General features: G+C 46.7%; 11 protein-coding genes. 5 read left to right on the top strand and 6 right to left on the bottom strand.

The window, feature by feature from the left end; genetic code table 11:
• Positions 1 to 151: 151 nt before the first annotated feature.
• Positions 152 to 1336, bottom strand: coding sequence for a phosphate ABC transporter substrate-binding protein PstS (pstS, locus tag JGK20_RS08545; protein ID WP_293197541.1), 1185 nt, complete (start codon positions 1334 to 1336; stop codon positions 152 to 154).
• A gap of 364 nt (positions 1337 to 1700) precedes the next feature.
• Between pstS and JGK20_RS08540 the strand changes: the two genes are divergently transcribed.
• Both JGK20_RS08540 and lspA read left to right on the top strand, forming a co-directional pair.
• Positions 1701 to 2279 (top strand): biotin transporter BioY, encoded by a 579-nt coding sequence (locus JGK20_RS08540; RefSeq protein WP_293175627.1) that lies wholly within the window; start codon positions 1701 to 1703, stop codon positions 2277 to 2279.
• 192 nt (positions 2280 to 2471) lie between these two features.
• Positions 2472 to 2981, top strand: a complete 510-nt coding sequence (lspA, locus tag JGK20_RS08535) for a signal peptidase II (protein ID WP_293175629.1) — start codon at positions 2472 to 2474, stop codon at positions 2979 to 2981.
• A 279-nt stretch (positions 2982 to 3260) separates the two neighbouring features.
• Here the strand turns inward: lspA and JGK20_RS08530 are convergent, their stop codons facing one another.
• Positions 3261 to 4499, bottom strand: coding sequence for a DUF1501 domain-containing protein (locus JGK20_RS08530; protein ID WP_293189792.1), 1239 nt, complete (start codon positions 4497 to 4499; stop codon positions 3261 to 3263).
• Between the two features lie 428 nt (positions 4500 to 4927).
• A complete protein-coding gene (locus JGK20_RS08525) occupies positions 4928 to 6490 on the bottom strand; it encodes a DUF1800 domain-containing protein (RefSeq protein ID WP_293230058.1) in 1563 nt (520 codons plus the stop codon).
• 336 nt (positions 6491 to 6826) lie between these two features.
• Here JGK20_RS08525 and JGK20_RS08520 point away from each other — a divergent pair, with 336 nt between their 5' ends.
• Positions 6827 to 8440, top strand: a complete 1614-nt coding sequence (locus JGK20_RS08520; protein ID WP_293175635.1) for a radical SAM protein — start codon at positions 6827 to 6829, stop codon at positions 8438 to 8440.
• Positions 8441 to 8915: 475 nt separating this feature from the next.
• A complete protein-coding gene (locus tag JGK20_RS08515; protein ID WP_293175637.1) occupies positions 8916 to 9116 on the top strand; it encodes a hypothetical protein in 201 nt (66 codons plus the stop codon).
• Here JGK20_RS08515 and JGK20_RS08510 read toward each other — a convergent pair.
• Entirely contained in the window at positions 9103 to 9321 is a 219-nt protein-coding gene (locus JGK20_RS08510; RefSeq protein WP_293175639.1) for a helix-turn-helix transcriptional regulator, read from the bottom strand. The two genes, JGK20_RS08515 and JGK20_RS08510, sit on opposite strands and share 14 nt — an antisense overlap.
• Before the next feature lie 296 nt (positions 9322 to 9617).
• Between JGK20_RS08510 and JGK20_RS08505 the strand changes: the two genes are divergently transcribed.
• The gene (locus tag JGK20_RS08505; RefSeq protein WP_293189789.1) at positions 9618 to 10091 is read left to right on the top strand and encodes a hypothetical protein; all 474 of its coding nucleotides are present in this window, start codon (positions 9618 to 9620) and stop codon (positions 10089 to 10091) included.
• Between the two features lie 260 nt (positions 10092 to 10351).
• Here JGK20_RS08505 and JGK20_RS08500 read toward each other — a convergent pair whose 3' ends face one another.
• Entirely contained in the window at positions 10352 to 11518 is a 1167-nt protein-coding gene (locus JGK20_RS08500; RefSeq protein WP_293230066.1) for a glutathione S-transferase family protein, read from the bottom strand.
• 399 nt (positions 11519 to 11917) lie between these two features.
• Entirely contained in the window at positions 11918 to 12793 is an 876-nt protein-coding gene (locus tag JGK20_RS08495) for a tetratricopeptide repeat protein (RefSeq protein ID WP_293175643.1), read from the bottom strand.
• Positions 12794 to 12817: the final 24 nt, after the last annotated feature.

Genomic DNA, 12817 nt, shown 5'->3' with positions numbered 1-12817 from the left:
TTCTGGTGAAGCCCGCCGCTTTGATTTTGAAAGACGTAGATTGCGATTTACCTTTGGGTGGGGGCGGGTTTACGAGATTATTGGTTTTAGGCAATTATTGTTGGTGAATCCGCCCCTACAGAAATATCTCTCTTCTTTCTTCCTTCAATCGCTATTTGGCAACTTCAATTTTGTAGTCGGCGCTGATGCCGTCGGCCGCCGCGGCTACTTTTTCTTTAACACTTGCAGGCAAAGGAACGTAGCCCAATTCAGAACTAACTTTTTGACCTTCATTTAAGCCGTATTCAACCATTGCCTCGATGGTTTTAGCTTTGTTGGGGTCAGCAACTTTTTTGGGGACGAGCATCCAAGTGTAGGTGACAATTGGATAGGATTCAGCGCCTTCTGGGTCTTCGATAAATGCTCGCAGGTTTTCCGGCAGGGGCACTGTTGCTAGAGCTTTAGAAGCTGAGTCGTCGGTAGGTGTGACAAAGGTGCCTGCTTTGTTTTGCAAAGATGCAAATTTGACGTTGTTGTTTTTGGCATAGCCGTATTCTATGTAGCCGACGCTGCCTGCGGTTTGCAGGATTTGGGCTGTGATGCCTTCGTTGCCTTTTGCACCAATAAAAGTACCTGTTTTGGGCCACTCTACTGTTTTGCCGTCACCTACTGCGGTTTTCCAGTCGGGGCTGATGGCGCTCAGGTGTTTGGTGAAGACGGCTGTTGTACCGCTACCGTCGGAACGGTGGATGACGGTGATGGCTTGGTCTGGCAATTTAGCGCCTGGATTGGCTGCGGCAATTTTGGGGTCGTTCCACTTGGTAATTTTACCTTGGAAGATTTCTGTGTAAACATCCCGTGGCAGTTTGAGTTCGGGTACGTCTGGCAGGTTGTAGCCGATAACGATGCTGCCGGCTGTCATGGGCAACAAAATCACGCCTTTGTCTGCTGGAACTTTGGCGATTTCGTCGTCTTTCATGGCGGTGTCGCTAGCGCCAAAGTCTACTGTGCCTTTGGTGAATTGTTCGATTCCGGCGCCGCTACCTACTGATTGATAGTTAATTTGTACTTTGGGGTTGATTTTGTTGAAGTCTTGAAACCAACGCTGGTATAGAGGTGCGGGGAATGATGCGCCTGCTGCTGTGATTGCTACGTCTGAGGCGAGGGCGAGTTTGGTGTTGGTTGCTGCTGCAACGGGGGCAGCGCCGGGGGTTGCTGCGGTGTCGCTGCCGGGGCTGGGGCTGCTGCTGGTGGTTGTGCTGCCGCCGCCGCAAGCTGCTAAGCTGAGGGCGATCGCCATAGCAGAAATTGCTGTGGTAACACGATTCGGATTTATCAAGTTGATACGAAAAATCATAAGTATAGAAATTTGCGATCGTTATACGGGTGTCGCGCACTAGCATATCGCGCGAAAGTAAAGCTTAGGTTAAAAATCTTTACATTTTATCTTAATCTAATGTTAACCAAGATTAAATTCATTCATGAGCTTGACAAGTGTGATTTTTTTAGATATGTGCCAAATAAATTAGTAGAGAAACAAGGATGCGATCGCGCGATCGCGAACAATTCCACATTAGGCGATCGGCACATCCAGACTTGAGAACCATAAAACCCTACAATGGTGGTTGTTTTGACAAGGTGCTAGTATTGAGAACTTAAATGCTGCTAGCGTTGAAGCTGGCATCTGAGGAATACCTTCTGACGAACACCGTTTGACGATCATGCCTGCTCCTATCGAATTAATCTGGGCTGTTATTGGTTTGCTCCTAACGATAGGAGGCACTTTTTTGCCTGCATCTGTGACAATGCCGATCGGGTTTTGGGACGATCGCGGACTTCAGGCGTACTCTTTAGGTGTTACCTATCAAATTGGAGCAGTATTGCTAGTAGGCTGCATGGGTGGCAAAAATGCGGCGGCTCTCTCGCAAATTGCCTATTTGGTATTAGGATTGACTTTGTGGCCAGTTTTTGCTCAAGGTGGCGGCATCGGCTACATTAAAGAAGCGAGTTTTGGGTATTTGTTGGGTTTCGTGCCTGGTGCTTGGGTGTGCGGCTGGGTCGCTTTTAAGGTTGCTTCGCGGTTGGAATCGATCGCTTTTAGTTGTTTGTGCGGTTTATTTACAGTTCACGCGATCGGCTTAATTTATCTGATTTTTAATTACTTGCTGATTCCGGGTAAAAAAACACCTTTATTGAATGAGATTCTGAAATATTCTGTTTATCCTCTGCCAGGCCAATTGGCTGTGGTTTGTGCGATCGCACTTCTGTCATTTACTTTGCGCCGCTTGATGTTTTATTAATTGGGGAATTGGGGCATAGGGCATAGGGCATAGGGCATAGGGCATTGGTAATTGTGCAAAATTGGGTTATAGTATCATTCTGCAACGGGAAAGTCATCTCGCTGCGGGTGGGAAAGATCGGCTAAACTGCTGAAACGCGAGATTTGAGTGAATTATCCCATGCCCGATGCCCTATCTTTTATTCCCTAATCCATGCGTTTTAAAAGAAATCCCTTGTTCTGGGTAGCTGCTATTATCAGTTTAGTTTTAGACCACCTGAGCAAGTTTTGGGTGGTGCAAAATTTTGACTTGACGGTTCCTCCGCAGACTCAGCCGCTGTTACCGGGGATATTTCACTTCACTTATGTTGTTAATACCGGTGCGGCTTTTAGTTTGTTTAGCAATGGTGGGGCGAGTTGGTTGCGCTGGCTGTCTTTGGGTGTGAGTGTGGGATTGATGATTTTGGCTTGGTTCGGGCCGCGAATTAACCGCTGGGAACAAGCTGGCTACGGTTTGATTTTGGGGGGCGCACTGGGTAACGGGATCGATCGATTTATTTTGGGCCACGTTGTAGATTTTATCGATTTTCGGATCATTCGGTTCCCGGTATTTAATCTGGCCGATGTGTTTATTAATGCTGGGATTATCTGTTTGTTGATTGCAACTTTTCACGGTGCACCGCCGCCGAGAAACCGAGATGATAGCGATTCTATTTCAGAGTAATAGTATTTTCTCAAGTCTTTGTACGACATAATTGTTGGCGGAGTCAAACGAATGTTGTTTGCACTCTGCTGGCGATAACACAGGTGCTTCGCTACTCGAAAAGTCGATTTTTTTGAGAGATTGTGAATGGCGACGCACCCTACGGCTTTCTCACTCATTTACCAGAAGAATTGGTTGAAAGCCTCTCCCTTTGAGGGAGAAATTAAAATCAGACTATTCATTATTCCAATCCTCGAACTTAAGGGTAGAGGTCGCTATCAAACTGTCAATTGTCAACTGTCAACTGTCAACTGTTGAAACTAACCCAACGATTCGATTTGATTTATAACCGGGAAAAACTCGATCGACCTTTTCCCCATCCAGCCGTAAATGACTCTGCAACAAAGTCGCAATTACATCTCGAAAATCCGTCGTCACGGCTAAATCGCGCTTTTGATACAACTGACTTTCATCCAATCCCGGCCACTCGCCATAAACTTTGCCGCCCTTAATATTACCACCCAAAAGCCACATCGCATTTCCGTGTCCGTGATCCGTGCCGCCGTTGCCATTTTCGCGCACAGTGCGGCCGAATTCTGAGATAACTACGATCGCACTTTCGGAGTAAACATCACCCAATCCCTGCACCAAATTCGCTAAACCCTGTCCCAGAGGGCGCAATCTTGCGGCTAATTGGCCTTGGGAACTTCCTTGATTGATGTGGGTATCCCAGCCTCCGAGGGCGAGGAAAGCTAGCTGAATGCTGGAGTCTCTCGCCATCAGCCGCCCCAATTGCGTCGCGTCGCCGGGGAAACCATCGGCTAAGGGTGCGCCGTTATTGGCGGCTTTCATTTCTGCATCTAAGTTAGCCAGCAGGGTTTGGCGGGCGGCGCGACTTTCTCGGTATGCTTGACCTAGTTGGTCGCTATCGCTGTAAAGTCGATCGAATGCGGTACCGATTTGGGGTTTGTCAATGGCGATCGGGCGGCTGGCATTTTTACCTAGTCTAAAGCTGGCAACTGCCATTTTTCCCGACAGGATGCGGGGTGTGGAGGTGCCACCATTCAGGGCTTGGACGGGGGAATTGGCGGATATGACTGACAGCAGGCGGTTCATCCAGCCGTCGGGGGTCTTGTTTTTGCCGGGAGTGCCACTTTCCATGTAGTCTTGCGCCTCGAAGTGCGATCGGGTGGGATCGGGAGAACCGCAAGCGTGGGCAAATGCGAGGGTTCCTTGCTGCCACAGCGGGGCGATCGCGCTGAGTGCGGGGTGGAGTCCAAAACGGCCGTCAAGGTCGATCGCACCGCCTTGCAGCCCCGGTTTTGGGATAGCTATTTTGGGTCGAGATTGATAGTAATTCGCTTCTTGGTAGGGAACAATTACGTTTAAGCCATCGACTGCGCCGCGCAAAAAGATGACAATTAATCGTTTGCTGTTCTTGGGTGCGGCGGCTTTCACGGCTAAACCGTGGAGTCCGACAGACATAATTGTCGAAGTTGAAAGCAATCCGGTTTGGATTAAAAATTGGCGTCTGTTCATGGTAATGGGTAATGGGTAATGGGTAATGGGTAATGGGTAATGGGTAATGGGTAATGGGTAATGGGTAATGGGTAATGGGTAATTGGTAATTGGTAATTGGGAATTGGTAATTGGTAATTGGTAATTGGGAATTGGTAATTGGGAATTGGTAATTGGGAATTGGTAATTGGTAATTGGTAATTGGGAATTGGTAATTGGGAATTGGTAATTGGAAGTTAAAGTGCTAACGCTCTTCCCTCTGGGAGCATCTCAGTTTTACAAGAAGCATTTTTTATTGTAGTGCTGTCCCCGCTCGCGTGCTTATACACCCACGCGAGTTCTCGACAGCACTATAAATGCAAAACTGAGATGCTCCCTTCCTTCTTCCTTCTTCCTTCTTCCCTCTTCCTTCTTCCTTCTTCCTTCTTCCTTCTTCCTTCTTCCTTCTTTTATCGGCGCATAAATTCTGGACTGCCCAAAATCAAAGCGGGGCGTAAATTAGCCGGACTGGAGGCGATCGCACTTTTGGTATTCGCCGAGAAATCATTCCCCAAAATATTAGCTAACTGCGACGGATCTATTAACTGGTTGCTATTTCTCGGGCCCATTGGCAAAGAGGAGTTAGAAGGAGTTGCGATCGCAGGTAACATCCATCCCGACTGATTGTTGTCAGCGGGAGGAGAGTTTAAATACAAGGGATTGGTGGCCAAAGCCGTGACAAAACTCAACCGACGGGCGATCGCATCTGGATTCAGCCAAGCATCTTGAGTATTCTTGTAACCGTCGGGAGTTGGGCAGCCGTAAGGTGCCATTCCTAGCTGTAGCAAAGTTGTGTACAGCGGTTGAAAATTTTCTACTGTCTTATTTGTCGATCGCACCGCCGATATAACGTATTGGTAGGGAGTTTTAAACTTAGCGCTGTAATTTTTTTTATCCCAGAATTCTCGGCTGCGGAACAAAGTATTTAAGACTTCGCGGATATCTCCATCAGTTTCGAGAAAGCGCTGGCTGAGGCGATCGACTAACGCATTTGGTGGGCTGTCAGCCACAAAATATTGAGCTAATTTATAACTGACGTGTTTGGCTGTGGCTGGGCTTTTGGCTAAAATAGTTAAAGCTTGTTTTCCCTCGGTTTCGCCCGAACCTTTGATAGTTTTCCCGAGAAATACTTTATCGCTAAAATCATGGCGTTTGGCATCAAAATAAAAGCTGTAACCGTCCTTTTCAGATGGTCGCGGCCCAAATCCCCAGCCTGTAAAAATGCGAGCTAATGCGATAACATCTTGTTGCGTATAACCCCCATTGACGCCTAAGGTATGCAGCTCCATTAACTCCCGCGCATAATTCTCATTTAATCCCCGAAATCCGCCTTTGGCTCCGATACTTTTTGGATCGGTATTTTGCCAATTATCTAAATAATACAACATGGCAGGATGACGGGAAGTTGCACCTAGCAAGTCCCGGAATTTACCCAGAGCGTAGGGTCTAATTGCTTCTTGTTCGTAGGCTCCTACCCAGAGTTTATTTAATCCTTTATCTGAGTAAACATTAAAGTGATTGTACCAAAAATCCACCATAACTTCTTGCAATTGGCGGGGACTTTCTGCCGATCGCAATAAACGAGCTTTAACTGCTTCTTGGAGAATTATCCGAGCCTTGATGCTGGCGGCTCTGATTGCTTCTGGCGTTGGTTTTTGACCGTTTTGCGATCGGCGGACACCGTATTCGACAAAGAGTTCTGCTGGTGTTTTTTGCAGGGTTTCTAACCTGTTGATGCGAGAGGTAAGGTTCTGAGGTTCGGGGATGGTTTCTGGGGAGAGTTGCTGTTGGATGTAATTTTCTGTGCCGTGCGATCGCACTTTTTCGATATCGCCCAATCGCGGGCCAAAACTAATGCGGTTGAGGAGATGCAGAATTTTGGAATTGTCGGGGGGACTGGCGGCGCTGCTGGAGGCGATCGGGCACAGCCACAAGTAGAGAAATAATGCCCCATGTTTGAGTTTCAGTTTCATAGTAGCTGCTGGGGGAACTATTGGTTAATTCTGTATGCCTTAGACTGGTTGGGCGGCAAAAAGGTTCAATAGTTTAGGATTTCGGCACTGGCGATGGAAAACCGGATTTTTTAACCAATACTTGCTTAAAACTCTCAATAAGAGTTAAAAAAACCCGGTTTCTTTGTGGGCGAGTGCGTAACTCCTACGGTTGTTAGTCATCAACGCCCAACATGGATACGCGGATGACACAAATTTATTATCCGTATCTCCGCAGGCGATCGCTGTCCGGCGGTCAGTCCATAGCATAAAATTAGAAAAGAAAGAGATATTATTTTCCTAAAGCTAAACTTGCCCGTGACTCCTAATCCATTTGCCGAAGAACGCCTGCTATTTGCCCCAGCAACCCCCGATGCTGATGCTATTCCGACTATTTTTGCATTTCCCAACGAGTACACGGTGGGGATTACCAGTCTCGGCTATCAGATAGTGTGGGCAACTTTAGCCGTGCGATCGGATATTGAAGTCAGCCGTTTATTTACTGATATCAACGAACCACTTCCCCGACATCCAGAATTGCTGGGATTTTCGCTTTCTTGGGAACTCGATTATGTAAATATTCTCAATTTATTGGAATCTCTAGAAATTCCGATTTGGGCATCAAAAAGAACTGACAATCATCCAATAGTATTTGGTGGTGGCCCGGTTCTTACCGCGAATCCCGAACCTTTTGCAGAATTTTTTGATGTAATTTTGCTGGGAGATGGCGAACATCTCATTGATAATTTTATTGATGCTTGTAAAGAAGTTCGTAGTGCCGACAGACAAACTAAATTGCGGCATTTAGCGCAAGTTCCTGGGGTTTACGTTCCCAGTTTGTACGAAGTAACTTATTTGGATGCCACGGAGGGGATTAAATCGATTCATCCTGTGGATTCTGAAATTCCTAGTATGGTGGAAAAACAGACTTATCGCGGCAATACTTTGTCTGCTTCTACTGTAGTGACAGAAAAAGCGGCTTGGGAAAATATTTATATGGTGGAAGTGGTGCGGAGTTGCCCAGAAATGTGCCGTTTCTGTTTGGCAAGTTATCTCACTTTACCATTTAGAACTGCGAGTTTGGAGGATTCGCTAATTCCGGCGATCGATCGCGGTTTAGCTGTGACTAATCGTTTGGGTTTGTTGGGTGCTTCTGTGACTCAGCACCCAGAATTTGAAGCATTGCTGGAGCATTTAAACCATCCGAAATACGACGGAGTGCGGCTGAGTCTTTCTTCGGTACGCACGAACACGGTGACAGTTAAGTTAGCGGAAATATTGACAAACAGAGATAGCAAGTCTGTGACGATTGCGGTGGAAAGTGGTAGCGAACAAGTTCGCAAGATTGTGAATAAAAAACTCACTAACGATGAAATTATTCAAGCTGCTATTAATGCTAAGGCTGGTGGCTTAAAAGGGATTAAGCTTTACGGTATGGCGGGAATCCCCGGCGAAGAGATGGAGGATTTGGAGGAGACAGTGGCGATGATGAAGGCGATTAGAAAAGCCGCTCCGGGTTTGCGCTTGACTCTGGGATGCAGCACTTTTGTCCCGAAATCTCATACTCCTTTTCAGTGGTTTGGTGTGAATAAAGATGCAGAGAAGAGGCTGAAGTTTTTAGATAAAGAATTGCGGAAGTTGGGATTAGAATTTAGACCTGAAAGCTATAACTGGTCTGTGATTCAGGGTTTGCTATCGAAGGGCGATCGCAGATTGTCTAAGCTGTTGGAATTAGTGCGACACTACGGAGATACTTTGGGAAGTTATCGGCGGGCTTTTAAGGAGTTGCGGGGAGAGTTACCGGAAATGGATTTTTATGTTTTCCAAGAGTGGGATTTAAATCAGGTTTTGCCTTGGAGTCATTTAAAAGGGCCCTTACCAGAAGCGACTTTGAAGAAGCATTTGGCTGAGGCTATGAGTCATTCGATTTGAGATTTTGGATTTTAGATTTGGAATCAATATTTCTGGTTCTCGATATTTCAATCGATTGCATTTGTCATGGAAAAATGTAGATTTTAAGACAATAATGGTACGTAGTTGCGCTTCAGCGCTCTTTCTTATATATAAAGCAATACGGTTCACTTAAGATAATAAAGGTACGTAGTTGCGCTTCAGCGCTCTTTCTTATATATAAAGCAATACGGTTCACTCATGTACTGCTAGTCGTGAAACTCCCATGAAAAATAGATACAGTTTGCTTCGTTCCTCTCGAAAGACAATCTTAAGTAAACCGTATTAGATTTTAAAATGGAGTATTTGCAGTTTAAGAGTTAGGAAATGGCGGAATGCAAAAGAAAGTTTGACAGTTATCCTATTTTCAGGCTCTAGGGGGTTAGTTTGATTGTAGGCGATCGACTTTATTTGCGATCGGGCGAGTGCAGAGGTGCGGATCTTTGAGATTTTCGATATGCAAGTTAGGGATTCTTCGCAGGATCCACACCCTACAATTACTGTTGCTTTGATCGTCAAATTTCCCGCAGGGAAACGGCACTGCCGTGTCCGAATTTCGGGGCAATTGTCGATCGCATTTAAAACTGCTATAATTTCCACCAAAAGGTCGATCGCCCAATCAAAACTCGATCGCCAAACAGCACCTACTTTTCCATGATGACCACAAAATCCTCAATCATCACGTCAAAAGTGCGGGCCAACTTGTACACTGCGGCAAAGTCAACCATCGCCATCCCCTGAGAGCGGGCATAATTGCTAATCGTACTGTACCCCACGCCCGATCGCTGGGCAACCTCCTTCAGCGTCCATCCCTTCTCGGCCGCCAACTCTCGAACCCGCAACCTGACTAAACCTTTACTCATATAAACTATTTACAAAATTTTGGATTTAGTATAATATAGCAAAAAGCGATCGCCCAGGTCATTCGATTTTAGATTTTAGATTTTAGATTTTAGATTGACTCTAAAGATGAATCTAGAAGCTGGAACGTTGGTCTAAAATTTGGGGCCGCTTACGGGAGAAATCGGCGCTTGTATCCGTTTGGCGGCAGAGTCAACGAAACTAAAGGCGATCGCCCGTTATAATTAATGCCGAGAGATAATTACTGTCGATCGCACCTAGCAGATAGACTGAGCTACCACCACCAGATGCAACTACAATGATATTAGAGAATCAGTTAAGATCGTCGTCAGCGATCGGCGCCTCAAAAATTATTCACAAATCGTTGATGGTCAATCCGCGATCGAGATTTGTCACCGAAGAAACCGTAGCACTTTTGTTCAACATCACGCCCGACCAAATTTACCGAATCGAATGCTGTCACAACATGGTGTACGTACACGCCAAAGGCCTCAGCAGATTCGTCAGCTACGCCGATTTCCCCCCAATCTTAGAAGTAAAACCGGCCTGCACCCAAGACTATCTCGGCTGGTACAAACGCTGGAAACGCACCCAAGCACCAGAATTTTGGACTAAATTTTATACGTACAACTTCAAAGCCGCTGTTTCAGTTGACAGCTTGCACGAGTGGGGTAAATTAGTCGCTACAGTTAAATTGGTAATTTCTGCCTCAGCATTGCAACAATTGCGCGATGTTTACGCTCAAGAAAAAACCTTAATGGAAAGTTTCTAAAGGGAGCATCTCATTTTGGTAAAAAGCATTTTTTCTTTGAGTGCGAGCGGGGACAGCACTACAAATGCAAAACTGAGATGCTCCCGAAGCTTTCTTGCCCTATCTTTTTTTAGGCGATTTGTCTAGGATTGCCGGACTGTCTGATTTTCAGGCAACCTGTCACCCCGTCAGATCGATTATTCTCCTGCATCACCAACTAAGCGCGTGAGTCATTGCGCCAGCAGCAGCAACGATCGTTTCGCCTGATTCCGATCGCCCCCCTATACAAAATTAGCCGGATCTTGATCTCGCCGGTGCTTCACGGGAATAGGCTCACCTTGACCGTCACCCACGAGGGCGGCAGTTTCCTCTAAGCTTTCCCTCAGCCGTTTGGCCGCGTAAATGGACATATCGCGGGGCACATTTACCCGATCGCGCAAATACCGCAAAGCCCCATCAGAACCAACCGGCGGCGTACAACTTTCGCCAGTCACCATCAAAGTTAAAGCACAGCGCAAAGCCTCATCGAATAAGTTGTCATCAGCAGGGTTGACTTGAACGATCTTGTGGCGGTGTTTGATGACGCGCTGGAGTGCTTCAGCGCGGGAGGTTTCCGGTTCTGGATACATGACATCCGGGAGTCCGGCCCAAGGCCCATTATCTACGCGGGTTTTGTTGACTAGCATCTGCGGTTCACCGTTTTCATAGCACCCGCCCATTTGAGGTGGCAAATCGTGGACGTGCGTGTGGAAGTCGCTTTGAGTGCCGCGATAGGTGGGGCGACTTTCCATCCCTGCAAACCAGTCAGCAAAGCGCGGGTTTTCTTCCCGCATGGAATATCCCTTGTAGTAATAAAGACTGGCATTCATCCGTTCGACGTAGGGCGTAAAAATTACATCCGCAGTGCCAAACTCATCCAGAAAATATGGCCCGGGCGATCGCGCGAGTGCTGCTTCGACATCGGCGACGACGCTGATAAATTGCTTGCGGTTGTGTTGTTCTATTGCGGTTGAACTCGCCGGGTAGCACAGCCAAGAGCACCACGCTCTAAACAGCAGTCGCTCTAGGCGCCGCAGCGGAAGGACTTCGGGGTTTTTCATGCCCAAACTCAAGGGGCCGAAGACTTGTTCGAGGGCGATTAAGATATCATCGCTTTCGGTAATGATGCGGCCGTCTAGTTCGATCGCGGGTAACATTCCCGACGGCACTTTACGCTTGTACCAACTTTCTTTTGCCCCATAGCAGAACATGGTAACTTTTTCAATGCGGTAGGGAATTTGTTTTTCTTCCAACCACAGCCAGATTTTTTGGCAATAGGGACACCAGCCATGATTGTCGCGGTACAGGGTGACTCTCACATCGGATTCGGTTTTTCCGAAGAGGCGCAAGCGGGATTGAGAGTTGGTGGGGCCGTTGACTGTATCGACTTGAAAGTCGGCAGTTGACAGTTGACAGTTGACAGTTGAGCTGGGACAGCTATCTCTCCATAAAACGAAGAGGATTGGAGCAATGAATAATTTTGTTTTATTTTCCCCTAAAAGGAGGAGGCTTTAAACTTTAAACCCATTCTTCTTGGTAATATTATTTTAGACTTGGGATTTTAGATTTTAGATTTCAAATTGGAGATTGGATTAACTGATTCTAAGGATCTGCCTTGGAATCCATATCCAAGAGTACATTTTTGCTCAGGAATCATGTAAAAATAAGTTGCGTAACTTTTTAATTGGAGCCTTTAAATTAAATACAGTTTAGCAATGCACCTGATCAAGTTATTTTTACACGGCTCCTCAGCTAAAAAATGCTTTTAGGACTCTCCATCCTCACGACTAACCTAACTAGAATTCTAGTTACAATTGGGGAGATGGTGGGGCGTCTTGAATTTTGGCGAGTGCTGCTTTAATTTGGGGAGTTGCCAGGAAGTTTTGGGTGGCTGCAATCAAGCGATCGCCCCAGAGGTTGTCTTTGAGAAAAGTTACTGTGGCATAGCGTTTGTCCAATTTCAGGGCGGCTTCTCCCAGGGATAAACCTTTTTCTTTGTCGCCTTTGGTGTAAAGTGCTACTGCTAGAGCTAGCATTGGTTCTGCTGCTTTGTCGTCGATCGCGATCGCTTCTTGCCAGCGGCGGATGGCGTTATCGATATCTCCCATTTCGTATTTGACCAATCCAATATTGTTGATAGCGGGCCAGAGTTTTTTTTCTAAAGCAAAGGCTTTTTCATATTGGGCGATCGCGCGATCGAACTGCTTTAGCTTGTAAAAAGCGTTACCTAAATCAAATAATGCGCCCGGAGTGTCGGGCTTTATTTTTAACCCTGCTTGCAAGTATTCGGCTGCTTTCTCGTAGTTCGCTTTCCGAAAGTGAGCTTCTCCCAAGACAAATTTAATTGACGCATTTTCTGGCGACAGAGATTGAGCTTGCCCTAAAGCTTCAATGCCTTTGTCAAACTGCTCGATTTGAAGGTACAAGCTGCCTAACAAAGTCCAAGTTTGAGCATTCTTGGGGGCTAACTGCGTCGCGAGTTCGGCGCTGGGGACGGCGAGTTGGAACTGCTGGAGTCTCGCTAGCTGAACGGCTCGTTCTGCAAGGCTCAAGGCTGTCTGTTCGAGTCCGGCTGAGTCGATTTGCAGGGTGTAAGGCAGGAGTGCCTGACAGGCAACGGGCTTGGGCATTGTCCACAAACCGAGTGCGAGCAGCAGAGATATTAGAGGAAGACGATTAGGCACGCGATCAGCCCCAGCAAAAAATAT

This window comes from Microcoleus sp. PH2017_05_CCC_O_A (genome assembly GCF_020738785.1).
In the GTDB taxonomy this organism is placed as follows: Bacteria; Cyanobacteriota; Cyanobacteriia; order Cyanobacteriales; family Microcoleaceae; genus Microcoleus.
This window is presented reverse-complemented; position numbering and strand designations above follow the sequence as displayed.